Consider the following 26397-nt stretch of genomic DNA (forward strand, 5'->3'; position numbering starts at 1 on the left):
ACACCGGGCGTCAGGCTCAGTCGAAACGGCCCGCGGCGTGGCCGAGCATGGTGAACACCTTGCCGGCGTCTCCCGTCAGCAGATCCAGCGCCTTCGTCCCGTCGCGGTCGCCGCGGCTCGTCTCGACGAGCAGATCCTCGAAATGCCGGATGTAGTGATCGACCGTGGCGCGGAATTCCGGGTCGACGCGATAGCGGCGGCGGATTTCCTCGAAGGTCTGATGACCTTGCGCGGTGTAAAGGCGGCGGCCGAAGAGTCCGCCCTTTTCGCCGCGCTGGTAGCGCCGCCACAGCTCCGTGACGGCGGGGCCGTCGACCATGCGGGCGATGTCGAGCGTCAGATCGTCGAGCGCGCCCGCGTTGGGCTGGCGCGCGGGCCGGGCCGGCGCTTGCGGGGCGGCCTGAGAGGCCGGCGCCTCCTCGCGCGAGGCGCGCGCCAGCAGGTCGCTCAGCCAGCCGCCCTGCGCGTCGCGCTGCGGCTCGCTCGCGCGCTGAACCGGCGCGGGCGATGGCGGCGGCGCGACGCGCGGCTTCGGCGGCTCCACGCGCGGCGCGGCCTCGAAGGTGCGGCGCGGGGCGACGGGCGGCGCCTGCTCGGCGATGTCGTAGACGCGGCCCGAACGCGCGACGATGTCGGTGAGTTCGTTGAGCGCCTTCACCTGATCGCCGACGACGCGGCGCAGCGCGGCGGCCTGTTCGGCTGTCTCGCGCGGCAGCTCGGTCGCGCCGCGGCGCACTTCCTCGCGGGTCTCCTCGATCTCGCGATGGATTTCACGCGACAGGCCACGGATTTCCGAGGCCGCGGCCTGGAATTTCGCCGTCGCCTCGCTGAAGAGGCGCGACATCTCCGAATTGGCCTGCGCGAAAGCGGCCTGCATCGCTTCGGCGGTCTGCTGGCGCTCGCCCTCCGCCGCCTCGCGGACCTGCGCGAAGCGCTCCTCGACGATATGGGCGGTTTGCTGCGTCGTCTCGGTCAGCACGCCGCCAATGTCGCGCGAGCGCGCCTCGATGGCGTGGAAGGCTTCCTCCATCATCTCCGAGAAACCCGACATGCCGCGCTCGAATTCCGCGCGCTTGCCGTCGAGCATGGAGACCAGCTCCCCCAGCGAACGCTGGCGCTCGTCGAAGGCTGCGTCGAGCGCCTTCTGGCTCTCGGCGAGCTTCTGCGCGCTCTGGGTCAGCGCCTGCTGGCGCTCCTCCAGCGCGTCGACGATGACATGGGCGTCGCGCATCGTGCCGCCGGATACGGCGCTGAGCTGCTGCACCTGTCCCGAGACGTCGTTGATCGCCTCGTTGAACTCCGACAGACGCTTGCCGAGTTCGCGCTCCAGATTGACGAGATTGCCGCCGGTCTTGTCGATGATGGCCTGCAGCGAGGTGTTCGTCTGGCCGAGCTTGTCGAGCACCGGCGGCAGCTCCGAACGGATCTTGTCGTTCATCGCGATGAGCGCGCTGATCGACGACTGGGCGCCGGCGTCGAGCGTTTGCGAGAGCGCCTCGCGCGACTGGTCGAGCGCCTGCGTCAGCTCTTCGCGCTTGTCGCCAAGGTGGCGGACGATCGCCGCGCCGCGGCTTTCGATCGCCTTGGCGACGAGTTCGCCGACGCTCGTCAGTTCGCGCGTCACGTCGCCGCCGCGTTCGCCGAGGGTGCTCTTGATGTTTTCCAGCCTCTCGTCGAGCGCGCCCTGGATCTGCGTGAGGCGCTCGTCGAGCGCGCCGCTGATTTCCATGACGCGTTCGGTGAGGGTCTTGCCCAGATCGCCGGTGCGCGCATGGAGCGTCGCATCGAGTTCGCGGCGGGCGCCGGCAAGCGTCTGGTTGATGTCCTCGAGCCGCGCGCCGATCGTCTCGATGACCTGACGGCCGCGCTGGTCGATCTCCGTCGAGACCGCGCCGAGACGGTCGACGACGTTCTTCTCGAAGAGTTCGATGCGGCCGTCGAGCGTGTTCTCCAGCTCCTTCGCGCGGCCGCCGAGCGTGTCGTTGATTTCGGTCGCCTTGGCGGCGAGCGTCTGCGCCAGTTCACTGGAGCGCGAGAGAAGAACGGAGTCGACGTCCTTCAGTTTCGCGTCGAGCGAGCCGACGATCTCGCGGCCGCCGTCGCCCATCACGCGGGCGACGTCCAGCGCATGCTTCGCGAGCGACTCCTGCAGCTTCTGGCCGCCGGCGCCGAGCCCCGCGTCCATGTGCTTCACGAGCGCCTCGATGCGATCGGCCGCCTCCTTCGTGCGCGTCTCGCTGACGCTCTCGAAGGTCTCGATCTTGCTCGACATGGTTGCGGCGATGTCCGCCGCGCGGGCGCCGAGTTTTTCGACGAGCTCGCCGCCCTTCGCGCCAATCGTCCGGTCGATCGCGTCGAGCTTGGCGCTGACGTCGCTCGAGAGCTTCTCAGCCTGCTCGCCCAGTCGCGAGAAGGCCGCGACGGTGGTCGCGTCGAGTTCGCTGACGAGCTTGCCGCCGCGCACCGAGATCGCCTGGTCGATCGTTTCGAGCTTCGCGTCGATCTCGCTGGCGAAATGCTTGGAGTTGTCGCCGATGCGGCCGACGACCTGATCGACCTGCGTCGCGATCCGGTCGACGAGGGCGCCGCCCTGCGTGCTCATCGCCTGATCGATGGCGCCGAGGCGCGTGTCGATCTCTTCGGTGAGCTGCTTGGAGGTCGCGCCGATGCGCGCCGCGAACTGATTGACCTGCTGGGCGAGCCGGTTGACGAGAGCGCCGCCCTGCGTGGTCACGGCCTGATCGATGGCGCCCATCTTCGAGTCGATTTGCTCCGCGAGCTGTTTCGACGTTTCGCCAATGCGCGCGGCGTAGTCGTCGGCCTGCGCCGTGAGCTTTTCGACGAGGGCGCCGCTCTGGGTCGTCATCGCCTGATCGAGCGCGCCGACCTTCTCCTCGATTTCGGCCGCGAGCTGCTTCGAGCTCTGGCCGACGCGAGCGGCGTAGTCGCTGGCTTGCGCCGCGAGCCGTTCGACGATCGCGCCGCCATGTTTCGTCATGACCTCGTCGAGCGCGTTGAGGCGCGCATCGATTTCGTCGGCGAAATGTTTGGAGTTGTCGCCGATGCGCGAGGCGTAGAGATCGGCCTGCGCGGAGATCCGGTCGACGAGCGCGCCGCCCTTCGTCGTCATCGTCTCGTCGAGCGCGCTGAGACGGGCGTCGATTTCCTCGGCGAAATGCTTGGAATTGTCGCCGATGCGCGACGAGAAATAATCGACCTGCGCCGAAAGTTTTCCGACGAGCTCGCCGCCCTGCGTCGTCAGCGTCTGGTCGATCGCGTTCAGGCGATCGTCGACCGAGGCCACGAATTTCTGCGCCTGAGCGCTGATGCGCGCGTCGGCGTCCTGTGTCTGCGCGGCGATGCGCTGGACGAGCTCCTCGCCGTGGCCGCCGATCACGTCCTCGACGACCGTGAGGCGTTCGGCCACATCCTCGCTCAGTCGCGCCGCGTGCTGCGCGACGCGGTCGGCGATGGCGCCGCCGTCGCGCAGCAGCGCGCGCTCGAACTGCCCCAGCTGCTGGCCGAGCGTCGTGGCGATGCGCTCGCCGTGATCCGCCAGCGACACGACGACGTCCTTGCCCTGTTCGAGCATGGAGTTCTCGAAGGCGGCGAGCCGCTCGCCGAGGAATTCCGTGAGGCGTTCGCCCTGAGTGGCGATCGCGAGCACGGCGTCGGTCGCCGTCGTCGTGAAGCGATCGTGCATCGTCTCGGAATTTTCCGCGAGCGCCGCCGCTGCGGCCGCGACGCTCTCCTGCAGATTGGCGCGCAGCGCCTCGCCATGCGCCTCGAACTCCTGGAGCGCGCGCTCGCGCGTCGTCTCCATCGTCTTGGCTACTTGCATGCCGGCCGTCTCCAGCGCGGTCATGCGCTCGTCGAGCAGATCGTCGACGCGCTTCGCATGTTCGGAGACGACGGCGGAAACGCTCTCGCTGTGGCGTTTCACGGCGTCCTCGAAGGAGCCGACGCCGCTGGACAGCGCCTCGGCCATGCGACGGCCTTCCTCCGACACGCGGGCCGCCGTTTCCTCATTGGCGCGCTGCACGGCGCTCTCGAAGGCGGCGAGCCGCGCGGTGAGCTCCTCGCCCGTGACGGTCGTTTGGTCAACGACGCGCTTGCTGATTTCGTCACCCTGCCGGACGAAAGTGTCCTCGAAGGCGGCGAGGCCCTGTGCGAAGGCGGCGTTGACCTCCTCGCCCTTGGTCGAAATCAGTTTGGCGGCGTCGCCGCTGTGGCGCGCGACCGCCTGCGTGAAGGCCGCGATGCGCTGCGAAAGCGTCGTCGCGGCCTGTTCGCCCTGCTGCGCGACGCGCGTTGCGACTTCCTCGCTCTTGCCGAGAATCGAGTCCTCGAAAAGGGCGAGTCCCTCGGAAAGCGTCGCCGTTGCGCGCTCGCCATGTTCGACGACGCGGGCGGCGAGTTCGTCGCTGTGCGCTGCGACCCGCTGCTCGAAGGCCGCGAGCTGCTCCGTGATGGTCGTGGCCGCGCGCTCGCCATGCTCGTTCACGCGCGTCGCAATCTCGTCGCTGCGCGCCACGATCGCGTCGCTGCGCTCGACGACCGTCTGCTCGAACGCGGCGAGCTTTTCGCCCAGCGTCGTCGCCGCGCGTTCGCCCTGCTGCGCGACGCGGGCCGCGACCTGATTGCTTCGCTGCGTGACCGTCTGTTCGAATGCGGCGAGCTTTTCCGTCAGCGTCGTCGTTGCGCGTTCACTCTGCTCGCTGACGCGCGCGGCAAGTTCGTCGCTGCGTTGCGCGACCGTCTGTTCGAACGCCGCGAGCTTTTCCGTCACCGCCGCCGCCGCGCGATCCCCCTGTTCGGAGAGGCGCGTGGCGAGTTCGTCGCCGTGCGAGGCGACGGACTGCCCGAAGGCCGCGAGTTGCTCGGTCAGGGTCGTCGTTGCGCGTTCGCCATGTTCGGAGACGCGGGCGGCGAGTTCGTCGCTGTGCGCCGCGACGGTCTGCTCGAAGGCGGCGAGTTGTTCGCTCAGGGCCGTCGTCGCGCGCTCGCTGTGCTCGGAGACCCGCGCGGCGAGTTCGTCGCCATGTTCGGCGACGGTCTGTTCAAAGGCGGCGAGCTGCTCCGCCACCTTCGTCGCGGCGCGATCGCCGTGTTCGGAAACGCGTGAGGCGACTTCGTGTCCGCGCTGCGTGAAAATGTCCTCGAAAACCGAGAGCCGATCCGTCAGGACGGTCGTCACGCGCTCGCCCTGTTCGGCGACCTTGGCGGCGATGTCGTCGCCATGACGCGCGACGGTCGTCTCGAAGGCCGCAATCTGGCGTGACAATTCGGATGTCGCCCGCTCGCCGTGCTGCGCGACGCGGGTCGCGACCTCCTCGGTCTGGCGCGTGACGGAGTCTTCGAAGGCGACGAGATGCTCGGTCAGGAAGGCGGCGGCGCGGTCGCCATGCTCGACGACGCGCGCGGCGAGTTCGTCGCCATGCGCAGCCACCGTGTTTTCGAAGGCGGCGAGCTGCTCAGTCACCTTCGTCGCTGCGCGATCCCCATGCTCGACGACGCGGGCGGCGACTTCCTCGCCGCGGCGCGCCATGGTTTCCTCGAAGTCCGCCAGACGGGCCGAAACTGTCGCCGCTGCGCGGTCGCCATGTTCGGCGACGCTCGATGCGACGGCTTCGCTCTTGCGCGTGAAGACGTCCTCGAAAGCGGCGAGGCGCTCGGACAGGGTGGTCGCGGCGCGGTCGCCATGCTCGACGACGCGGGCGGCGACTTCCTCCCCCTGACGGACGAAGGTCTCCTCGAAGGCGGCGAGGCCTTCGGTCAGGGCGGTGGTAATGCGGTCGCCATGTTCGGCGACGCGCATGGCGGCGTCGGCGCTGTTGCGCACGACGGCGTCCTCGAAAGCGGCGAGGCGCTCGGACAGCGTCGCCTCGATCTGGCCGCCGCGTTCGGTGACGCGCTCGGCGATTTCCTCGCCGCGATTGAGCACCAGCCGTTCGAAATTTTGCAGACGGTCGGCGAGCGTCTCGTTGACGCGGTCGCTGTGCGTGCCGATCGCCGACACGGCTTCGCTCGCCACGGAGACGAAACGGTCCTGCATCGCGTCGACCTGCTCGACCAGCGCGGCGGATGTCTGGTTCAGGCTGCGCGTCAGCGCGTCCTGCAGCGCTTGCCCGCGCAGCTCGAATTCGTCGTGCGCCTTGCGATGCGTGGTCTCCATGAGACCCGTGATGCGCGTCTCGGCGCTCTCGAATGTCGCTTTGGCGTTCTCGATCTGCTCGCCGACACGGGCTGCGAGTCGCTCCGTCGTTTCCGCGAGAGATCTGTCCAGAGCGCCGCCATGCGTCGCGATGGTTTCGTGGATGACGCCGCCCGTCTCGGCGAGCCGAACGACGAGACGATCGCCCTGGTCGCCGATGGACTGGGCGAAGCTCGAACCGAGCTCCTCGAAACGCTCGAGAATGCCCGCGCCGCGCACGCCGAAATCCACCGACAGCGCCTCGCCGGCGGTTTGCAGCTTGCTGCCGACCTCCTGCACGCCCTCGGTGAAGCGGCGGGTCACGTCGTCGCTGGCGCCGGCGATCTTCTGCGCGACTGCGTCGCCGGTCTGCGACAGGACGCCGATGACTTTTTCGCCATGGGAGGAGAGCGTCGCCTCGAATGTGTCGCCCGCCTTTTCGAGGGCGAGCTTGATCTCTTCGCCCTTCGAGCCCAGCGACGAGGTGACGCGCGCGCCGGCCTCGCTCACTGTCTCGGCGAGATGGACCGAGGTCGCGGCGAGCTCCTGGGACAGCGCGTCGCGCGCGCCGAAAAGCGCGGTGCGGGCGTTGTCGGCGTTGACCACGATCGCCTCGCGCTCGCGCGTGAGTTCGTCGATGAGAAGACGGATGCGGCGCTCGTTTTCGGTGTAGGAGCGCTCGAGATTCGTCACCTCCGTGCGGACGATCACTTCGAGTTCGCCGGCGCGCGCCAGCGCGCGCTCGATGCCGTCGCCCATCGACGCCGCCTCGCGCCGGATGGCCTGCGAGAGCGACACGACCTGCTCGGTCGCGATTGTCTCCGGCTCGATGAGCCGGATCGCCACCTCGGTCATCGAATTGGCGATGAGCCGCATCTCATGCGCGCGGCGCGCCATGAGGCCGGTGATGAAAAGGAAGACGATCGGCGCGACGAGCGCCGCGAGCGTCAGAACGGGCTTCGGCGCGAGGAGCGAGCCGTCGGCGTCGAGAATCTCGCCCTGATGGAAATAGACGTAAAGCGTCCAGCAGACGGCCCAGAGCGCGATCGAGGCGAAGGTCATCGCCATGATCGTGCGGTTGGGCGGAATCTGGAGCGCCGCCCGCAATTCGCCGACGGTGCGACGGTCGTCGTTCGCCGGCGCGACCGACGGAGCGACGAGCGGCTGCTGTGGCTTCGGACCTGGATTTTCGGGCGCTGGCTTCGCTGCGCCGGCGGCTGGCGGCGGGTCGGCCGGTTTCGTTTCGGGCTCGGCGCTCTGGCCCTCCGCGGCGGGAGGAGCGCCGAGATCGAGCGCCTCCTCGATCGCCGACAGAGCGGCCGACGCCGCATCCTGGATCTTGCCCGATTTCGCCATCTTCAATACTCCGAGCGGAAAACATGCGCCGCTCCGCATCGCGCCGCGGGGGCGCGCACACAAAAGATTAACCAAAGTTTACAGCCCATCACATGTAATTGAAACATGTGGCTCTGGCGTAATCCGAAACTTCGTTAACGCGGCCTTCAGAAATGCGCGCGAGGCTTCGCAATGGCGCCTCGCCAGCCTTGCCCGCGAATAAGGCTCTGTCTATCTATAGCCTTGTAAGCGCAACGATTTTCCAGACAGCAGGCTTGGCGCGACAACAAAGGGAGCCGCATTATGGTTAATTCCGCTTTGGCCGAGTCTTTTTCCTGTGGACCGGCGCCCGAGCGCCTGTCCGGGAGCGCTCCCGCGGCGGAGGAGCCGGTTCTCGACCTCGTCCATCTCTCCCGTCAGACCTTCGGCGACCATGCGCTGGAGACCGAGTTGCTGACGCTTTTCGACCGTCAGGCGGAGCAGTTCGCCGCCCGTCTCGCCGCGCCTTGCGGCGCCGGGGAAAGCGGCTGGCGCGCCGATCTCGCCCATACGCTGAAGGGCTCGGCCCGGGCCGTCGGCGCCTTCGGCCTGGGCGCGGCGGCCGAGGCCTATGAGTCGTCGCTGCGCAGCGGAGACCCCTGCGCGGACGCGTTGCAGGAGCGGCTCGCGGCGGCGATAGGGACCGTGCGTGCCGAGATTGCGGCGCTTTTCGAGAAGGCGTGAGCGCCGCTCCCGGCGCTATTTCATCGGAACCACAGTCATGGTCGGCCCGACACTGTACAAGGACGCCTGATTGTCGCCCGAAGACGTTACCAGCCCGAAGCCGCCGACCTCATTGTTGTTTACGAAGGTCGACCGTGAGACGCTGAGCGCGCCGGACAGGGAGGCTAAAAGCGCGGTCGAGGTATTGGAGATGCTGACGCCCGCGAGCGTCGAGACATCACGGGTCGGGTCATAACCCCACATGGCGAAACCCGTATTGGCGCCGTTAACTTCGACGCCTTTGACGACAAGCCGCACGCCCGGATCGATGGAGCGGTAGCTCGGCCCCGCGGAAATTCCCGTACCGTTTCGGTTGAAGCGGCTGTTCCTGATCACGCCGTCGATGGAGACCGGACCGGTGGCTTCGAGCCCGTACCGGAGATTGTCGGAGGACTCCGTGTCGGCGATGGTAAAAGACAGCGGCGTGAATCCGGCGAGGGCGATGCCGGACTGATTGAAGTTCCGGAAAACGCATTTCGATATTTCGAGCGTGGCGGCGTTTGGAACCCGCAGGCCCCAGTCCTGTGTCTTGCCGCCGTCGACCGTCAGGCCGCGCAGCACGACCCGGCCCGATGAGGGAATGTCGATCTCGATCGCGGTCCTCGCGGAAGCGGCGCTGATCGCCGCGACGCCGGCGCCGTTGTTGATGATGCTGACGGATTTGGTGATTTTCACCGGGCCGTAGTCGCCCGAATCCATGACTGCGATCATGCCGCCGGCCGTCACCGCCGCGTCGTGCGCGTATTGAAAGCTGCGACAGGGCGCCGTTGTTGTTCCGCAGCCGGCGCGATCGGCGCCCTTTCCGGAGACGAAGACCTGCGGCGACAATGCGAAGGCAGGATTCGCCGCGAGGGCGGAGAAAGTCGCCACAGTGGTCAGAAACGAGCGGAACTTCATGTCGTGACCTCCAGAAAATTCATGAATATCGATTGTGGAGGGGGCCGCGCGCCGCCTCGAAGCAGGAGCGGGCGGGGCCGCCCTATTTCATCGGAATGATCGGCGCGGGGAGCGTCGTCGCGCTCAGCATCACCTGATTGTCGCCGGACGATGTGACGCCTTCGCCGCCTTCCCAAGGGTTGAGATTATTGATCAGGACAGAGCGCGAAAGACGTATCTGGGGCGCGGAGAAACTGGCCATGAGCGCCGCGCGCGAGGCCCCGCCGATGGTTGCGCCCGTGAGAGTGAGCGATGTGTTTGGCGACGGGTTGGTCAGTTCGAAACCCGCTCGTCCGCCATTGACTTCGACGTCTTTCACCACGACGCGGAAAGTCCGGTTGCTGCCGAAGGGCGAATAAAAGACGGCGCCCAGGAAGCCGGCGCCATTGCGGTTGAAGCGGCTGTTCCGGATCACGCCGTCGATGTTCGGCTCGTTCATCGAGGCGAACTGTATCCCGCTGTTGACGTTATCGGAAAACTCCGAGTCCGCGATGCGGAAGGACATGTCCGACCCTCCCTCATACGCCATGCCCGATCCGAGAAAATTCCGGAAACCGCATTTCGACACGTCCAGCGCCCGGGCGCTGACGATACGCAATCCCAGAAATCCGGTCTTTCCGCCGTCCACGGTCAGGCCGCGCAAAACAACCTTGCCGTCCGCGCCGGCGGCGACTTCGATCGACGAAAGTTGCGCGTTGGGGCCGATCGCCGCGACGCCGGCGCCGTTGTTGACGATGCTCACCGATTTGGTGATCCGCACCGGCCCATAGTCGCCGGAATCCATCACCGCAATCATGCCGCCCGGCGTCACCGCCGAGTCGTGGGCGTATTGAAAGGTGCGGCAGGGCGCGGCGGTCGTTCCACAGCCGGCGCCGTCGGCGCCCTTTCCGGACACGAAGACCTGTGGCGAGAGAGCGAAGGCGGGAGATGCGGCGAGCGTCGAGACGGCCGCGAGCGCGGCCAGGCGTTGGAAACGCATGTGAGACCTCGTGAAAATCGGTTCGATCGTTATCGCGGCGCGGGGCGAGTCAGAACGCCGGCGCGGCGCCGAGGGCGCCGGCCAGATCGGTCGTATTTCCCGAGAAGACGTTGTTTTTCGCGGAGGTAAGCTTTACGCCCCTCGCGCCGACCCGGTTGTAGGCGATGACCGATTTCATAATTCGCGTTTCGAGAATATTGCCGACGCTGGAGACGCCGGCGGTGGAATTTTTCGAGGCGGTGACGTCGTCGAGCGTGAGATGCACGGGGCTCGTCGAAACCGTGCTTTCCGCGCGGTAGCCGAAGGCGTTGCCATGGGCTTCGCCGCCCGAGATCGCCACCTGCGTCATCAGCCCGGCGACGGCGGCGGCCTGATAGTTCAGCGCGTAAAAGCCGTTGATCCCGTTGCGATCGAAGTTGCTGTCGGCAATCCTGCCGGTGATCTTGTAGGCGCCGGTGACGAACATGCCGCTCGCGCGGTTGTCGGAGGCGTCGACCTTCGACAGCGAGAAGGACAAGGGCCCGCCGGTGACGTTGACGTGGATTCCATCGGCGCGGAAGTTTCTGAAAGCGCAGTCCGTCACATCGACGCTCGCCGCGCTCGTCACACGTAGGCCATAGGCGGCGGCGCCGGCGCCGTCGACTGTGAGGCCGCGCAGGACGATCTTGTCGGCGACGCCCGCCGCGACGTCGATCGCCGCGCCCGCGCCCGTCTGCGTGATCCCAGCGACGCCGCCGCTGTCATTGACGATGCTCACCGATTTGGTGATCCGCACGGGGCCGTAATCGCCGGAGTCCATCACGACGATCTCGCCGCCGGCCGACACCATCGCAAGGGCGTATTGGAAAGTGCGGCAGGGCGCCGTCGTCCCGCATCCGGCTGCGTTGGCGCCCTTGCCTGAGACGAAAACGCGCGGCGACAGCGCAAGGGCCGGCGTGGCGGCGACGCCCAGGCTGGAGATGGCGGCGAGGGCGACGAAAGCGGGGCGGAATATCATAGCGCGCTCCTGAAAATGCGTTTGCATAAGCCTGATGCGACGAATTTACGCCGCATCAGGCTTGAGCGCTACAATTTGAAACACATTCGATGGCGGAGTTTTTACATTTGCTTAACGCCGGGCGACGCCGCCGTCCCGCGCGGCGTCAGAAAGGCCCGACCGGGAAATACTTTAGATAAATTTCGCCGAAAACGCCGCGCCGGGCGAGCTTCGCCAGCGCATAGTCCAGCGCGCGGCGCAACTGATTGTTTCCCTTCTTCACCGCGATGCCGACGCCCTCCCCGAAAAAGCGGGGATCTGTGAAGGGCCCGTCCCGGAATTCGCAGCAGCCGCCAGCCTCCGCGCCATTGAGCCAGTAGGAGAGGGTGACGGCGTCGCCGAAATGCGCCTGCACGCGTCCGGCCTTCAGCGCGTTGCGCGCCAGCGCGGGCGTCTCGAAGGGAACGAGCGTCGCTTTCGGGTAGAAGGCCTTGAGGAAAGCTTCATGACGCGAGCCGCCGACGACCGCCACCGGCCGGTCGCCGATCGCGTCGGGGGAGGCCGATTTCAGCGTCGTGTCCGTGCGCATGGCGAAGCGCCCGGGCGTGAGAAAATAGGGGGCGGTGAAGTCGACCTGCTTGCGCGTCTCATAATTGATGGCGAGCGAGGCGATGATCGCATCGCCGCTGTTGTCATCGAGCGACGGGATCAACAGCTCCCAGCTGCGCCGCTGGATGGTGCAGGGGACGTCGAGCTCCGCGCAGATCGCGCGCGCAAGGTCCACGTTGAAGCCCGCCACCTGGCCGTCGGCCGACAGGAAGTTGAAGGGCGGGAAGTCGTCTTCCGTCAGAAACCGGATCTGGCGAACGCCGGAGAGATCCGGCTTTTCGAGGGTGCGATTGGAGTCCCAGAAGGACGGGGGCGCGGTGGCCGGCGTCTCCCCGGCCGTCGCGCCCGCCAGAAAGGGAAGAAGCGCCAGCCCTCCGAATAATGCAGGGCGGCGAAGCCCTCGCCACGCGGCGACGACGCTCATGGGAAGTCCTTTCACGCCCGCTCCCGGCCCCCTGTTGATAATCCGTATAAATTCATTGCCAAGGCAAAGCTCGCGGAGGATAGTCGTCTACAGACTGCTACCGCAGCGTCTTATTTGAGTTTGTAGTTCATGAGCATGGCGTCGGTCGACAGTTTTTCGTCCGCCTCTCCTTCTCTCAACAGAGAAGATACGCGCCCTGTCGACCGCCGGCGCGCGCTCTCCACGGAGCTTCCGGCTTCCGTCCAGAGGCGGCCGGCGAGCGCGAAAGTCCCTGCGCCGCGCGCGCTTCCGGTCGAAATCAGCTTTCTCATCGCCGATGGCGTGCCGGAGGAAGTGTTGCGATACGCCGCCGAAACGGCGCGCCGTCAGGGCGTGTCCGCCGACGCGGCGCTGCTCGCCGAGGGGCTCGTTCGCGAGGACGTCTACTACCGTTCGCTCGCCGATCATCTCAACGTCGCCTTCGTCGACGAGCCGGTGGAGGTTGCGCCGGCGAGCGTCGTGACGGCCCGTCTCGGCTACGCCCGACTTCGCGACGCCGCATGCGGCGTGCAGTGGCTCTTCGCGCCGGTGGGCGCCGAAATCTTCCGGCTGATGAGCGCGGCGCGCAACGCCGGGGGGCGTCCGCTTTTCGCCGTCACGACGCGCACGCGCTTCATCGAGGCGGTGCGCCGCGCCGCGCCGAAAGACGTTGCGCATGTCGCGGCCCATTCCGCCGAGTTCGTCGACCGGGCGCTCTGCGTGCGCGGCTCGCTGCGTCGCGCGCCGCTCGCGCTCGCCACAGGCGCCCTGGCGGCGCTGATTGCGAGCCTTTTCGCGCCGGTGAAGGCGGTCGCGCTCGCCGCCGCGCTGCTGCTTGCGGTCGCCTTTCTCTCCAGCGTCTTCCTGCGCCTCGCCGCCTGCGCGGCGCGAGGCGACATCCACGATCGCGTGAGCTCGATCCGCGACGCGCAGCTGCCGGTCTATACGGTCGTGATCGCGCTCTACAAGGAGGCGTCCGTGGCGCGGCAGCTTGCGCGCGCCATCGACCGTTTCGACTATCCGCGCGCCAAGCTCGACGTCAAATTCGTCATCGAGCAGGATGACGAGGCGACCGCCGCCGCCTTGCGCGCTCATGCGCCGCGCGCGCCGCATGAGATTGTTGTCTGCCCCGAGGGCGAGCCGCGCACCAAGCCGCGCGCGCTCAATATCGCCATGCCGCTCGCGCGCGGTTCGCTTGTTTGTGTTTTCGACGCGGAGGATCTCCCCGACGCGCGCCAGCTTCGTCGCGCGGCGGCGCTGTTCGCGCATCTGCCGAGCGATGTCGCCTGCCTGCAGGCGAGCCTCGTCATCGACAATGGCGCGCTGAACTGGATGACGTCGCTTTTCGCGATGGAATACGCCGCGCTGTTCGACGTCTTCAACAAGGGCCTCGCCGCGCTCGGGCTGCCGCTTTTTCTCGGCGGCACGTCCAATCATTTCCGTATGGAGGCGTTACGCGAGATCGGCTACTGGGACGCGTTCAACGTCACCGAGGACGCCGATCTCGGCCTGCGGCTCACGCGCGCGGGCTACGGGGTGCGCACCTTTTCCTCCGACACCTATGAGGAAGCGCCGGCGGTTTTCCGCGCGCTGGTGAAGCAGCGCACGCGCTGGTTCAAGGGCTGGATGCAGACGGCGATCGTCCATTGCCGCCATCCGCTGCGGCTTCTCGCCGACCTCGGCCCGCGCCGCGCCGGCGCGGTTTGCGCCATGTTCGTCGGCGGATTCCTCGGGCCGCTCCTCGGTCCGCTGCTTGCGGCGCGGCTGTTTTACGACGCGGCCTTCGGAGCGCTTTTCGAGCCGCAAACGGGGTTCGAGATCATTTGCAGCACGCTATGGTGCTTTCTGGCGATTTCAGGCGCCGTCGCGATGCTGTGGCCGCTGATTTTGGGCATGTATCGGCGCAAGCTCACCGCGCAGTGGCGCGCGCTGCTTTGCCTGCCCCTATGGCTGGCGATGCTCAGCATCGCGGCCTGGCGCGCGCTTTTCGAACTCTGGAGCCGCCCGTTTCACTGGGAGAAGACCGAGCATGGGCTCACCATGCGCGGCGCTCTCCACCCCGCGCCCTTCGGCTCAGGCGAAGAGCCATTGCTTGAGCAGGAACCCCGCGCTTAGCGCCTTGCTGAAATGCTCGTGCAGCGCGAGATGGCCCATGCCGGCGCGCGGAAGGTCGCTCTTCTTGAGGCGGCGGAAAAAGGGGATCAGCACATCCTCGAAATTGCGCACCGTGTAATTGCCGCCATGGCGGTCCGCGACGCGCTCCGCGACATTGACGAAGAGCAGCATCAGCGTCTTGAACAGCACCGGATTGGCGATGTTCTCATCGACGCCATGCAGTCCGAGCCCGTGGCGGCAGGCGCGCATATAGGCGTTGAGAACCGCGTAGACTTCCTCGGCCGGCGCGCCGACGAAGGCGCTCCTGATCGAGCGCAGCGCGGCGTTGAACGTCACGCGGGAAATCCGGCCCTTCCTGCGTTCCGCGGGGCTCAGATAGCCGGCGAGCGCGCTGTCCTCGCGCGTGTGAAAGAGGTCGAAGACATTGTGCATCAGCGCTTCGGCTTCCGTCTCCACCTCCGAGAGGCGACGGATGTCGAGCAGCAATTCATTGGGCACCGGGCGCTGCTTGGTGTTGATGTCCATGAACAGCCGGCATTCCTGCGCGCGGGTGAGCCTGTTGTAGATCACCACGGGAACGCTGACGGCGTTTTTCGCGAGCTTGAAGCCATAGACGCGATGCTGGCCGTCGATGATGAGGAAAGAGCGTGGGTCCTTGCGGAAAGTCAGCGCCCCCGTCGCGCGGTCGTAGCGCAGATGCGCGCGGCTCTGGGCCGAAAGCACGACGGCTCCCGGCACCGTGCCGAAGCCGGCGTCGATATAGCGGGCGATGGATTTCGCGCGGCGTTCGTCGAGCAATCTCTGGAAGCCGTCGATCGGATTTTCGTTGCGCGGCTCGACCATGCAGGTCTCTCCGAGGAGATCGCTCGGCAGCACCAGCGAATAGAAGCGATGCTTTCCCTGTTCGACGACGAGCGCCTTGTCGGTGACGAACTTGCCGTCGAAGGAATGCGAAGTCTCTGCGCTGGAGAAGTTTGAATCGTCGCCCGAAAGCGGGGCGGAATCGGCAAGGTCGCCTATCGTGTCCCGATCCATCTGGTGATCCCTCGAAAGCGCGAACTTGACAGCGTTCGCAAAAGCTGACTCGACGAATCAAAACCGGTACTCCCCGAAAGGGTAGGCTCGAATAACGACGAGAACAAGACGCAAAGCCCCGCAATGGGTCGGAAAGGGCGCGAATTTTCTTCCGTTGGCGCGCGCGCGGATGTAGGGTTGCCCCGCGGCCGTGGTGGCCGATCTAATTCGAATGTCGCCCATGAGGTCGATCATCTCGGCGCTGCAGCGTCTGACGGGGCAACCGCTCTCGCGGCGCTTTAACAGAAGATTCCGCATGAACCGCTACGAACGCACCCCTCAGCCGGCCGACGAGGCCGTTGTTGAATTTCTCGACGGCGAATATCGCGTTCGCAAGCCGGGCGCCTATGTGCGCTGCGCCGTGACGGGCGAGCCGATCCCGCTCGAGGATTTGCGCTACTGGAACGTCGATCTGCAGGAGCCCTACAGCGGCCCGCACGCCAAGCTGATGCGGCTCGGGGTCAAGAAGCCCGACTGATCCGCGCCCGTGCGAGCGCGGCGGAAAGCCTCGCCTCGATTGCGGCGGGATCGTCGAAAGCGAGCGTGACGGGCAGGGTTTCAATGCGAAGTCCCGCGGCTGACGCGTCGATGCGCGGCGCGTCCTTTTCCGTCGTCACGAGGCGTGCGTCGAATTGGCGCCGCAAGCTCGAAAGCGCGGCGTAATCGCTCCGCGAGAAGCGATGATGGTCGCCGAAGAATTTCGTCGCGACGATTTCCGCTCCGGTTTCCGAGAGCGTGCGCAGGAATTTGTCGGGCCGCGCAATCCCTGCGAATGCGACGACCCGCGCGCCCGCCAGAGCGCCCGCCGACTTCGGATCGGGAACGATGCGGGCCGTGAAAACGGATTTCCCCGATCGCCGCGCAAGCTTCGCGCCTTGCGCGCCATCGCCGATCACGACCAGCGCATCCGCTGCTGAAAGCTGCGCGTCGAGCGGCGCGCGCAGGGGCCCGGCCGGCAGGCAGCGGGCGTTGCCGGCGCCATATTCCGAATCGACGGCGAGCAGGGCGAGGTCACTCGCGAGCCGACGGCTGTGGAAGCCGTCGTCGAGCAGAATGACGCTGGCGCCGAGCTCCCGCGCCATGGCCGCGCCCGCGACGCGGTCGGCGCCGACGATCGTCGGCGCCACGCGCGCGAGCAGAATCGCTTCGTCGCCGGCATCCTCGGCCACATGGCTGGAGTCGACGACGAAGGGCTCGCGGCGCCCGAGCTTTCGCCCATAGCCGCGCGTCAGGATCGCGGGCTGCTCCCCGAGCGCCAACAGGCTCTCCGCCAGCGCCAGCGCGAGCGGCGTCTTGCCGTCGCCGCCGGTCGTCAGTCCGCCGACGACGATGGTTGGCAGGGCGGCGCGCGGCGCCCTGCGGACGAGCCGCGTCTTTGCGACGGCGCCATAAACGGCTCCGGCGGGAGCCAGGAGACGGGCGGACAAGCCATCCGCGCGCCAGAAGTTCGGCGCGCGCATCGGGATCACCTTTCCGCGACGGCGAGTTGCGCCAGGAACGGTTCGACCGCCGTCATGATCCCGCGCGAGGCGCCGCCGAGTTTCTCGACGGTCTCGGCGCCCGCGCGGCCCATGCGCCGCATGCGAGCGGGCTCCGAGAGCAGATAATGCGCCGCGCGAGCCAGAGCGGCCGCGTCGGTGACGCGGGCGGCGGCCTTGGCGGCGGCGAGTTCGCTATACACCTCGCTGAAATTCTCGACATTCGGGCCGTATAGCACCGCGCAACCGAGCTTCGCGGGCTCGATCGGGTTCTGCCCGCCGCCGGGAACGAGCGACTTGCCCATGAACACGACGCCGACGCTGCGGAAGATAAGCCCGAGTTCGCCCGTCGTGTCGGCGACATAGACGTCGACGTCGCGCCGCGGCTCGCCGTCCTGCGAGCGGAGCGCCGTCATATAGCCCCTGTCGCGCGCCATCTGCGCGATCTCGGGTCCGCGCTCGCGATGGCGCGGCACAATCACCGTCAGCAGCGAGGGGATCTGTTGCGCCAGTTCCGCATGGGCTTCAAGGATGATCGACTCCTCGCCCGGATGGGTGGAGACCGCCGCCCAGACGGGGCGTGCGCCGACGGCGCCGTTGAATTCCGCGAGCCTCGCCGCGTCGACCGGCGGCGGCGGCACGTCGAATTTCAGATTGCCGGTGATGCGCACGCAGGGCGCGCCCAACGCGAGGAAACGGGCTGCGTTGTCGGAATCCTGCGCGAGGCAGAGATCGACGGCGCCGAAGACGATGCGCGCCGCGCCGGGCAAATTGCGCCAGCGTTCCGCCGACTTGCGCGAGATGCGGGCGTTGGCGAGCACCAGCGGGACGTTGCGGGCGCGTACGGCGGCGACCATGTTGGGCCAGAGTTCCGACTCGGCGAAGACCGCGATGTCGGGGCGCCAGTGATCGAGAAAACGTTCGACGAATTTCGGCGCGTCGAGCGGGGCGTATTGATGAAAGGCGCCGGCCGGCAGGCGCGCTGCGAGAACGCGCGCGGAGGAGACTGTCCCGCTCGTCACCAGCACTTCCGCGCCGCGCTGGATGAAGCGCTCGATCAATGGCAGCAGCGACAGGCTTTCGCCGAGACTGGCGCCATGGAGCCAGACGAGTCGTCCCTCGGGCCGCGGGCGGCTGGCGAGGCCCAAGCGTTCGTCGAGGCGGGCAAGGTCTTCCTTGCCCTGACCCGCGCGCCGCCTGAGAACGACGCCGGCGAAAGGCGTCGCGAGAATGGTCGCTGCCCGATAGAGCGTTAATAGCGGCATGTTTCCTTGGTCTTATGAAACGCACGCGCGTGTCGCGAACAGGCGCGGCGCGTGGTCATCGCAACCGCTCCGCCTCGCGGCGAGAAACATCTATATTCTTCGCAAAACCGGCGAATTTTGGAAAGCCTGCCGTTTACAGTTCCTCGTGATCGGGGTCGAGCAGACGATAAAGATGCACGACAAAATAGCGCATGTGCGCATTGTCGACCGTTGAATGGGCTTTCGCCTTCCAGGCCGCGAGAGCGCTGTCATTGTCGGGATAAATGCCGACGATGTCGAGTTTCGAGGGGTCGCGGAATGTGACGCCGTCAAGCGACTCGAGTTCGCCGCCGAACACGAGATGCAGAAGCTGCTTGTCCTTCTTTGCCTTCGTCGCCTGCTTCGTCATTTCTAATAGGCTCCTTCCGCAACGGTCCGTGCGATCGTGAGGGTTTCGTCGAGTAGCGGCTTCGGCGCCGCGACCAGCATGCCGCGCGCCAGAGAGCGGCGATTATAGATCAACGGCGCGCCTTCCGCTTCGCTGAGCGCGGCGCCGGCTTCATGGAGGATGATGTCGGCGGCGGCGATGTCCCAGTCGCGCGCGTCGGGCGCGGCGATGACGATGTCATGGCGGCCGGTTGCGATGTCGACGAGCCGCAAGGCCAGCGACGGCGTGCGCGGCGCGATGACGAGCTTTTGCGGCAGCTTGGCGAGTTCGGGATGCAGGAACCGCGGCGCGATGATCGCCGCGCCGGTCATTCCGGCCCGCGGCGGCGTCAGGAGCGGCGCGCCGTTGAGAAAGGCCCCCAGCCCCGCCGCTCCGGTGAAGGTCTCGCCCAGCGCGGGCGCATGGATGACGCCGACGGTCGGGCGTCCTTTCTCGACGAGCGCGATCGAGACCGCCCAGCGCGCGTCGCCGTTGGAAAAAGCTTTGGTGCCGTCGATCGGGTCGACCACGACGAGCTGCTCGCGCGAGAGCCGCGCTTCGCTGTCGGCGGTTTCCTCGGAGAGCCAGCCCGCCTCCGGCGCGAGGCGGCGCATTTCCTCGAAGAGGAACCGGTCGACGGCGAAATCCGCTTCCGTCACCGGCGAGCCGCCGCCCTTGTAGGTGACCGCGGCGGCGGTGCGCTGTCCGGGCCGGAAATAGGACATGGCGATGTCGCCGGCTTTCCGCGTCACGGCTTCGAGGCGCGGGAGGAAAGCAGCGAGGTCGTTTCGGGAAATGTGCATTGCAAAATCAGTAGGCGACGCGCCGCCGGGCCGCAAGACGCCCGCATGGGCGAAATATCGACAATTTGATCTATTCCGTTTCCCGCGGCTTCACCCTCATCGCTCAATTGCAGTGTAAAAGCAGTGATTTACGCGCCGTTCACCAGTGTTTTTAGGGACTCCGGCGGGCATGGCGCGGCAAGATGACCGGGACAAAGAGATCACGCCTTGAGGAGGGGCCCATGTTCGAAGCCGGCAATGCGCGCAAGGTCGAGGAAGCGTTTCTCGTTCAGCGGGACCGCCGGGCCGACGGCGGCGCCCGCCGCGTCCGCGTCACGCGCAGCGACATTCTCATCGCCCGTCGCTTCGGCGGCGTCGACATGATGATCGCGGTGCCGGTCCCCGCCTATCACGGCGTCGCCCTCGACGTGCGCGAGGGCCGCGACGGGGCGCCTTGCTACCGTCTGTCGCTCGCCCATCGCGACGCCGATCTGGACATCGTGCTGGCGGAGACGCAGGACGGCGGCGAGGCTGCGGCGGAGTGGAAATATTGGGCGGCCTTTCTGGGCCTGCCGCGTCTGGCGCTGGAGGATGGCGAATTCGCCCCGGTCGACGCCGCGACGCCTGCTCAGGCGAGCGTGCAGCGCCGCCGCGACGTGAACGTGCTCAAGCGCCGTCCGCGCTTCCTGTCGCGCCGCAAGGCCGGCGACGCCGCCCGCATGGAGGCGGTCTTCGCCGACGAGCGCGAAATCATCTGCTACGAATGAGCCGGCTCAGGCCGAGCCGACAACCTGCGCGAAGCCGGAGCGGATTTCATCCTCCTTAAGCTTGCGGCCGATGAAGACGAGGCGCGACTCGCGCTTCTCATTGTCCTTCCATTCGCGTTGCAGATCGCCGTCCAGGATCATGTGCACGCCCTGAAAGACGAAGCGGCGCGGCTCGTTCTTGAAGGCGATGATGCCCTTGCAGCGCAGAATGTCCGGCCCGTCGCGCTGAACGAGTTCGTTCAGCCAGGGCACGAAGCGCTCGGGATCGACCTCGCCGTCGTGGCGAATGGAGATAGATTGCATCTCCGAGTCGTGAATCGCCTTCAGATGACCGTGGTCGTCGTGGTGGTGATGTTCGTGCTTTTCATGATGATGATGGTGGCCGCAGTCCGGGCCGCACTCATGACCGTGCTCGTGATCATGCCCGTGGTGATGATCATGATGATGATGATCATGATCATGATCATGATGGTCGTGGTCGTGTTCCTCGGCCGACAGGAAATTCGGCTCGATTTTCAGGATGCGATCGAGATCGAAGGCGTTGCGCTCCAGCACCGCCTTCAGCGGAACATCCGCCTTCACCGCGCGATGCAGCGCCGCGTATGGATTGATGCCGCGAATGCGCGCCTCGACTTCTTCCAGTTCTTCCGGCGTAACGAGGTCGGTCTTGTTGAGGATGACGACGTCCGCGAAAGCGATCTGCGTTTTCGCTTCCGGCGCGTCCTTCAGCCGCTCGCTCAGCCATTTGGCGTCGGCCATCGTCACCACCGCGTCGAGGCGCGCGGCGTCCTTCACGTCGGCGTCGACGAAGAAGGTCTGCGCGACGGGCGCGGGGTCGGCGAGGCCGGTCGTCTCGACGATGATGGCGTCGAACTTGCCGCGCCGGCGCATGAGCCCCTCGATGATGCGAATGAGATCGCCGCGCACGGTGCAGCAGATGCAGCCGTTGTTCATCTCGAAGACTTCCTCGTCCGCGCCGACGACGAGATCGTTGTCGATGCCGATCTCGCCGAACTCGTTGACGATCACGGCGTAGCGGCGTCCGTGCTGCTCGGTGAGGATGCGGTTGAGAAGCGTCGTCTTGCCGGCGCCAAGATAGCCGGTGATGACGGTGACGGGAATTTTATCGGTCACGATCATTCCTTGGTTTCACGAGCCCTCACGCCCGTATCCCGAGAGACGGCGCGCTGGTGGCGCGGCTCCAGGGATCGGGCGGTCGGGCGTGCCGAGACAATCGCCCTCAAGGCGTCAAGGCTTTCGCCAATTCTCTAACATTGTGGCGCATCATGTCGATATAATTCGCCCCGTCGCCTTTTGCATCGGACAAGGCGTCCGAATAAAGCATGCCGCCGACACGAGCGCCCGTCTCCGCCGCGATGCGCTTGGCGAGGCGCGGGTCTGCGACATTTTCGAGAAACACCGCGCCGACCTTGTGCTGCTTCACCGCGTCGATGATGCGGGCGATGTCGCGGGCGCTGGCCTCGGATTCGGTCGAGACGCCCTGCGGCGCGATGAATTCGACCCCGTAGCGGGCAGAAAAATAGCCGAAAGCGTCGTGGGTGGAGACGACGCGGCGGCGGTCCGTGGGGATCGCGTCGAGCGTTTTCACGATCTCCGCGTCGAGCGCGTCGAGCTTCGCGAGATAGGCGGCCGCATTGGCCCTGTAGCTTTCGGCGCCTTCCGGATCGGCGGCGACGAGCGCGTCGCGGATTTCGTTTACGTAAATCTTCGCATTCGCCACATCCTGCCAGGCGTGGGGATCGGCCCCTTCCTCGTCCTTGCGGGCGGCGACGCCCTTGCCCAGAGTGACGACGGTTCCCTTGGTTTTCGCGACGGAAATCAGCCGCTCCAGCCAGCCCTCGAACCCGAGTCCATTGACGAAAATCACCTTCGCCTGCGCGATGCGGCGGCCGTCGGCGGGGCTCGGCTGGTAGACATGGGCGTCGCCGTCCGGCCCGACGATCGTCGTCACTGAAACGCGATCGCCGCCGACCTCGCGGAGGAAATCGCCGATGATCGAAAAGCTTGCGACGACCGGGATTTTCGGCGACTCGGCGAGGGCCGGCGCGGCGAGCGCGGCGAGGGAAAGCGCGAGAGCGGCACGGCGTGTCAGCATGAGCGTCACCCTTCGAGATGCCGGCGCGGACGCCGCAGGCGAAGCACGCCCCCGGCGCGGCCGAAAACGAGAGAAGCGAAATAGACGAGGCCGGCGGCGAGTATGATGGCGGGGCCCGTCGGCGCGCCGGTTTCATTGGAGAAGACAAGGCCGACATAGCTGCAAAGCGCGCCGATTGCGGCGGCGAGCGGCAGGGCGACGGCGAGTTCATGCGTCCAGAGCCGTGCGGCGGCGGCCGGCAGCATGATGAGGCCGACGGCCATCAGCGTGCCGAGCGCATGAAAACCGGCGACGAGATTGAGCACCACGAGCGACAGAAACAGGAAGGGGACGGCTTCGCCCAGCGCGCTCGTCTGGCGCAGGAACAGCGGATCGAGCGTGTCCATCACCAGCGCGCGGTAGAAGATCGCCAGCGCGGCAAGCGTGAAGGTCGAGACTCCGGCGAGCATCAGCATCGCCGCGTCGTCGAGGCCGACGACAGAGCCGAACAGCACATGCAGCAGATCGACGCTCGAGCCGCGCAGCGAAACCAGCGTCACGCCGAGCGCGAGCGAGACGAGATAGAAGGCGGCGAGCGAGGCGTCCTCGCGCAGCGTCGTGAAGCGGGAGGCGGCGCCGGTCGCGACCGCGATGACCAGCCCCGCGACGAGTCCGCCGAAGGTCATCGCCGGAAGGGAGAGGCCGGCCACGAGATAGCCAACCGCCGCGCCGGGGAGGATGGCGTGGGAGAGGGCGTCGCCGGCGAGCGACATGCGCCGCAGGATGAGAAAGACGCCGAGCGGCGACCCGGACAGCGCCAGCGCCACCGAGCCGACCAGCGCCCGGCGCATGAATTCGTAATCGGCGAAGGGCGCGATGAAGACGTCAGTGAACATGGGCGGTTTCTTCGTCGCGCAGGCATTCGCGCGCCTGCCGGTCATAGGCCTCCGACATGGCGCGGGCGCGGGCGAGGTTTTCCGGGCAAAGCGCCTCGCGCGTCTCGCCCCAGGCGATGCGCTCGCGCGCCAGCAGCAGCGTTTGCGCAAAGGCGCGGCGGGCGAGTTCGAGTTCGTGGAGCACGGCGACGACCGTGCGGCCTTCCTCCCGCCATTGCGCGATGAGGGAGAGAAGGTCGTCGGTCGTCGCTTCGTCGATCGCGCCGAAGGGCTCGTCGAGAAGAATCACCGGCTGATCCTGCATTATGAGCCGCGCGAAGAGCACGCGCTGCATCTGCCCGCCGGACAGCGTCTCGATCGCCCGATCCTCTAGCCCCGTGAGGCCCACGCGGGCGATCGCGCGCTCGGCGCGCTCACGCTCCTGCGCGCCGAGCCGGCCGAAAAGTCCGATCCGCCGCATGGCGCCCATGGCGACGAAATCGCGGACATTGATCGGAAAGGCGCGGTCGATGTCGACGAGCTGGGGCAGATAGGCGACGTCGCGGGCCGAACCGCCGCCGCGCTCGATTCGCCCGCCGAGCGGCTTCAATACGCCGGCGAGCGCCTTCAGTAGCGTGGACTTCCCCGCGCCGTTGGGGCCGCAGACGGCAAGCGCGGCGCCGGGCGCGATCTCGCCCTCCAGATGGTGGACGGCGGGGTGGCGGTCATAGCCGAGAGTGAGATTGACGAGCCGGATCGGCTCGCGCTGTCCGGCGGTCGCGGTCAATGCAGCGCCCAGAAAACGCCCGCCCACAGCGCCGCAAGCAGAAGCGCCACGCCGCCGAGCCGCCCCACGGCCGAAAGCCCCAGCAGGCTGGTTCGCTCGGCGCCGATGGTCGCGACGACGGGCGCCGGGAGGCGCGCATGCGCGTGGCCGTGATCGTGGCTATGTCCGTGGGACGTGGCGTCTGTCATGTCCAAATGTTATAATATAACGCGCCGCAAGAACAAGCGCGGCGCCGCCGATTTGATCGCCCGCCACACGCATTTCGGGCATTTCTGCATGGACAGGGCAGGGCGACTCTGCTATCTGCCCCATCGCGGGTCAGGCGCTCCGTACAGCGCCCGGCGACCTATTCCCTATTCGGACGCCCCTTCGAGCGGGCGGCCCCTCAAAAGCAGGATGGATTCGTGCAAGTTCTCGTTCGCGACAACAATGTCGATCAGGCTCTTAAGGCGCTGAAGAAGAAGATGCAGCGCGAAGGCATTTTCCGCGAGATGAAGCTGCGCGGCCATTACGAGAAGCCGTCCGAGAAGCGCGCCCGCGAGAAGGCCGAGGCCGTTCGCCGCGCCCGCAAGCTGGCCCGCAAGAAGCTGCAGCGCGAGGGCCTGCTGCCGGTCAAGGCCAGGGCCACCGGCCGCTGAGCGGCGCGCCTGAGCCGGCGTTTCGCCGTTTTTACACCTTTTGTTAAGGTTGAGACGGCAGAGATCGGCCATAGGTTGCAATGACACGGCTGAGAGGATTTGAAGGCATGGGCTTCCGCCTTGCGGCGACATTGGTTCGCCCGTCTCCTGTCCCCTCCCGCGCCACGCTCGTACGTGGCGCCGCGGCGCTTGCCGTAATCGCGCTCGCGGGCTGCGAGACAGCCAGCGGCATCCGGCCACCGGGGCGCGGCATCGCCGAAATCGCCGACACCGACTCCAAGGCCGCCGCGGCGAACATCGATTCGCTGACAGAGGTCATCCGGCGCAACCCATCCAGCGCCGAGGCCTACAACACCCGCGGCGTCGCCTACGCCCGCGTCGGGCGCTTCAACGAGGCCATCGCGGACTTTACGCAGGCGATCAAGCTCGACCCGAACAGTGCGGCGGCATACACCAATCGCGCGCTGGCCCAACGACAGATCGGCCAAAACGAGGCCGCCCGCAACGATTTCGACCACGCCATCCAGGTCAATCCCAACCACGCCCCGGCCTATGTCGGCCGCGCGAATTTGTTGCGCGCGCAGGGCAATCTCGACCAGGCGCTCTCCGATCTCGACACGGCGATCCGTCTCAATCCCGAGAGCGCGCAGGCCTTTCACGCCCGCGGCCTTATTCATCAGAAGCGCGGCGACAACGCCCGCGCCGTCACCGATTTCGACAACGCCATCGACCGCGACCCCTTCGCGGCTGCGCCCTATCAGGCGCGCGGCGAGAGCCTCGTGGCGCTCGGCAAATATGACAAGGCGGTCGAGGACTTCAACGCCGCGCTCAACGTCGACAACAAGAGCGCGCTCGCCTGGGCGTGGCTCGGGCTCGCCTATGAGAAGAACGGCAACCGGCAGAAAGCGCAGGAGTCCTATCAGCGCGCCCTGCAGCTCGACCCGCAGCAGCCGATCGCGAGGCAGAACTCCCGCGGCTGAAGCGTTCAGGAGCAATGCTCCCGGCTTGCCATCCGACTGTGCGGACATAATCCGCTTCAGAGCTCTTCTATTCTTCCCGAAGCGTCTTGTTCAGCCGAGCGGCGATCCGTCCGGCTGAAGCTGACCCGCGCGGCTTTCAAAGCTTGCCCTCGTCCCGCGCCTTCTGGTCCTCGCGCCACTGGCGATAGGCCTCCACCATAAATGCGACCAAAAGCACGAGCGCCGCGCCGCCGATGCAGAGCGCGCGCTCGAGCATGGCGTGGTCGATCATCCCATGCGTGCGCTCGACAACGAAGGGATCGGCCGCCGCCATGTCGCCCGCGACCCAGCCGAGCAGTCCCGCGCCGGCCCAGACGAGCAGCGGGAAGCGCTCCAGCACTTTCAACAGGAAACCCGCGCCGAACATCACGATCGGTACGGAGAGCGCTAGGCCGAAAACGATAAGCTGCGCCGAGCCGCGCGCGGCGGCGGCGATGGCGATGACATTGTCGAGCGACATCACGGCGTCGGCCATGATGATCGAGACGACGGCGCCCATGAGATTGGGCTTGGCCTTGACGTCGGAATGCTCCGTCTCGTCGATCAGCAACTTCACGGCCACGATCAGCAGCAGCACGGCGCCGAAGGCTTTCAGCAGCGGAACGGCCATCAGCTCGACGATGATCAGCGTGAAGGCGACGCGCAGGACAACGCCGCCGAGAGCGCCGAGAAAAACGCCCCAACGCCTTTGTTTTACGGGCAGTTGCCGGCAGGCGAGCGCAATGAGGATCGCATTGTCGCCGGAGAGCAGGATGTTGATCCAGATGATCTCGAGGATTTCCCATCCGATCGTCAGATCAGAAGTCATGCGTAGGTTTCCTGCATTTTGGCCAATGCGCCATGTCGTCGAATTAGCGTGTTTTC

General features: G+C 66.7%; 21 protein-coding genes and 1 pseudogene. 6 read left to right on the plus strand and 16 right to left on the minus strand.

Annotation, left to right across the window (positions count from 1 at the left end; genetic code table 11):
• Positions 1–16 precede the first annotated feature (16 nt).
• Positions 17–7549 (minus strand): apolipoprotein acyltransferase, encoded by a 7533-nt coding sequence (locus LG047_RS14910; protein ID WP_227967540.1) that lies wholly within the window; start codon positions 7547–7549, stop codon positions 17–19.
• Positions 7550–7831: 282 nt separating this feature from the next.
• Between LG047_RS14910 and LG047_RS14915 the strand changes: the two genes are divergently transcribed.
• Positions 7832–8251, plus strand: a complete 420-nt coding sequence (locus tag LG047_RS14915) for an Hpt domain-containing protein (protein ID WP_227967541.1) — start codon at positions 7832–7834, stop codon at positions 8249–8251.
• A 15-nt stretch (positions 8252–8266) separates the two neighbouring features.
• Here LG047_RS14915 and LG047_RS14920 read toward each other — a convergent pair whose 3' ends face one another.
• The 4 genes from LG047_RS14920 to LG047_RS14935 form a co-directional block, all read right to left on the minus strand.
• Positions 8267–9187, minus strand: a complete 921-nt coding sequence (locus LG047_RS14920; RefSeq protein ID WP_227967542.1) for a hypothetical protein — start codon at positions 9185–9187, stop codon at positions 8267–8269.
• An 82-nt stretch (positions 9188–9269) separates the two neighbouring features.
• Positions 9270–10205: a hypothetical protein gene (locus tag LG047_RS14925; protein ID WP_227967543.1), complete on the minus strand. Its 936-nt coding sequence runs from the start codon at positions 10203–10205 to the stop codon at positions 9270–9272.
• A 49-nt stretch (positions 10206–10254) separates the two neighbouring features.
• Positions 10255–11202: a right-handed parallel beta-helix repeat-containing protein gene (locus LG047_RS14930; protein ID WP_227967544.1), complete on the minus strand. Its 948-nt coding sequence runs from the start codon at positions 11200–11202 to the stop codon at positions 10255–10257.
• Between the two features lie 145 nt (positions 11203–11347).
• Positions 11348–12229 carry a transporter substrate-binding domain-containing protein gene (locus LG047_RS14935; protein WP_227967545.1) on the minus strand — a complete coding sequence of 294 codons (882 nt, stop codon included), beginning with the start codon at positions 12227–12229 and terminating at the stop codon, positions 11348–11350.
• Positions 12230–12343: 114 nt separating this feature from the next.
• On the opposite strand from LG047_RS14935, the gene LG047_RS14940 reads away from it, so the two are divergent.
• On the plus strand, positions 12344–14347 hold the full coding sequence (locus tag LG047_RS14940) for a glycosyltransferase (RefSeq protein WP_227967546.1): 2004 nt from the start codon (positions 12344–12346) through the stop codon (positions 14345–14347).
• Here LG047_RS14940 and LG047_RS14945 read toward each other — a convergent pair.
• Positions 14306–15382 (minus strand): DGQHR domain-containing protein, encoded by a 1077-nt coding sequence (locus tag LG047_RS14945; RefSeq protein WP_036283064.1) that lies wholly within the window; start codon positions 15380–15382, stop codon positions 14306–14308. The genes LG047_RS14940 and LG047_RS14945 overlap by 42 nt on opposite strands.
• A 295-nt stretch (positions 15383–15677) precedes the next feature.
• Between LG047_RS14945 and LG047_RS14950 the strand changes: the two genes are divergently transcribed.
• On the plus strand, positions 15678–15899 hold the full coding sequence (locus LG047_RS14950; protein WP_036287823.1) for a DUF2093 domain-containing protein: 222 nt from the start codon (positions 15678–15680) through the stop codon (positions 15897–15899).
• Here LG047_RS14950 and lpxK read toward each other — a convergent pair.
• The 4 genes from lpxK to LG047_RS14970 all read right to left on the minus strand — a co-directional run bounded on the left by lpxK (position 15883) and on the right by LG047_RS14970 (position 19373).
• Positions 15883–16881, minus strand: coding sequence for a tetraacyldisaccharide 4'-kinase (lpxK, locus tag LG047_RS14955; protein WP_227967547.1), 999 nt, complete (start codon positions 16879–16881; stop codon positions 15883–15885). The genes LG047_RS14950 and lpxK overlap by 17 nt on opposite strands.
• Positions 16882–16886: 5 nt before the next feature.
• Complete coding sequence (locus tag LG047_RS14960; protein WP_227967548.1) at positions 16887–18164, minus strand: 3-deoxy-D-manno-octulosonic acid transferase; 1278 nt, start codon at positions 18162–18164, stop codon at positions 16887–16889.
• Positions 18165–18297: 133 nt separating this feature from the next.
• Positions 18298–18552 carry a DUF4170 domain-containing protein gene (locus tag LG047_RS14965; protein ID WP_036283058.1) on the minus strand — a complete coding sequence of 85 codons (255 nt, stop codon included), beginning with the start codon at positions 18550–18552 and terminating at the stop codon, positions 18298–18300.
• Between the two features lie 2 nt (positions 18553–18554).
• Entirely contained in the window at positions 18555–19373 is an 819-nt protein-coding gene (locus LG047_RS14970) for a 3'(2'),5'-bisphosphate nucleotidase CysQ (RefSeq protein WP_036283056.1), read from the minus strand.
• A 221-nt stretch (positions 19374–19594) separates the two neighbouring features.
• Between LG047_RS14970 and LG047_RS14975 the strand changes: the two genes are divergently transcribed.
• A complete protein-coding gene (locus LG047_RS14975; protein ID WP_227967549.1) occupies positions 19595–20119 on the plus strand; it encodes a DUF6101 family protein in 525 nt (174 codons plus the stop codon).
• A gap of 6 nt (positions 20120–20125) precedes the next feature.
• Here LG047_RS14975 and LG047_RS14980 read toward each other — a convergent pair whose 3' ends face one another.
• The 5 genes from LG047_RS14980 to LG047_RS15000 form a co-directional block, all read right to left on the minus strand.
• Complete coding sequence (locus LG047_RS14980; RefSeq protein ID WP_227967550.1) at positions 20126–21253, minus strand: GTP-binding protein; 1128 nt, start codon at positions 21251–21253, stop codon at positions 20126–20128.
• Positions 21254–21359: 106 nt separating this feature from the next.
• Positions 21360–22235 (minus strand): metal ABC transporter substrate-binding protein, encoded by an 876-nt coding sequence (locus LG047_RS14985; RefSeq protein ID WP_227967551.1) that lies wholly within the window; start codon positions 22233–22235, stop codon positions 21360–21362.
• A gap of 5 nt (positions 22236–22240) precedes the next feature.
• Complete coding sequence (locus LG047_RS14990; protein WP_036287817.1) at positions 22241–23110, minus strand: metal ABC transporter permease; 870 nt, start codon at positions 23108–23110, stop codon at positions 22241–22243.
• Positions 23100–23876: a metal ABC transporter ATP-binding protein gene (locus LG047_RS14995; RefSeq protein WP_227967552.1), complete on the minus strand. Its 777-nt coding sequence runs from the start codon at positions 23874–23876 to the stop codon at positions 23100–23102. Before LG047_RS14995 ends, LG047_RS14990 begins: the two co-directional genes overlap by 11 nt.
• The gene (locus LG047_RS15000; RefSeq protein ID WP_227967553.1) at positions 23873–24064 is read right to left on the minus strand and encodes a hypothetical protein; all 192 of its coding nucleotides are present in this window, start codon (positions 24062–24064) and stop codon (positions 23873–23875) included. Before LG047_RS15000 ends, LG047_RS14995 begins: the two co-directional genes overlap by 4 nt.
• Positions 24065–24280: 216 nt before the next feature.
• On the opposite strand from LG047_RS15000, the pseudogene rpsU reads away from it, so the two are divergent.
• Both rpsU and LG047_RS15010 read left to right on the plus strand, forming a co-directional pair.
• Positions 24281–24499 (plus strand): annotated as a pseudogene (gene rpsU / locus LG047_RS15005) (30S ribosomal protein S21); the annotation flags it as partial.
• Between the two features lie 122 nt (positions 24500–24621).
• Positions 24622–25494: a tetratricopeptide repeat protein gene (locus tag LG047_RS15010; protein WP_084679022.1), complete on the plus strand. Its 873-nt coding sequence runs from the start codon at positions 24622–24624 to the stop codon at positions 25492–25494.
• Positions 25495–25630: 136 nt separating this feature from the next.
• On the opposite strand, the gene LG047_RS15015 is transcribed toward LG047_RS15010, so the two are convergent.
• Positions 25631–26341 carry a TerC family protein gene (locus LG047_RS15015; RefSeq protein WP_227967554.1) on the minus strand — a complete coding sequence of 237 codons (711 nt, stop codon included), beginning with the start codon at positions 26339–26341 and terminating at the stop codon, positions 25631–25633.
• Positions 26342–26397 lie beyond the last annotated feature (56 nt).

This window comes from Methylocystis sp. WRRC1, from assembly GCF_020733155.1.
Lineage (GTDB): Bacteria > Pseudomonadota > Alphaproteobacteria > Rhizobiales > Beijerinckiaceae > Methylocystis.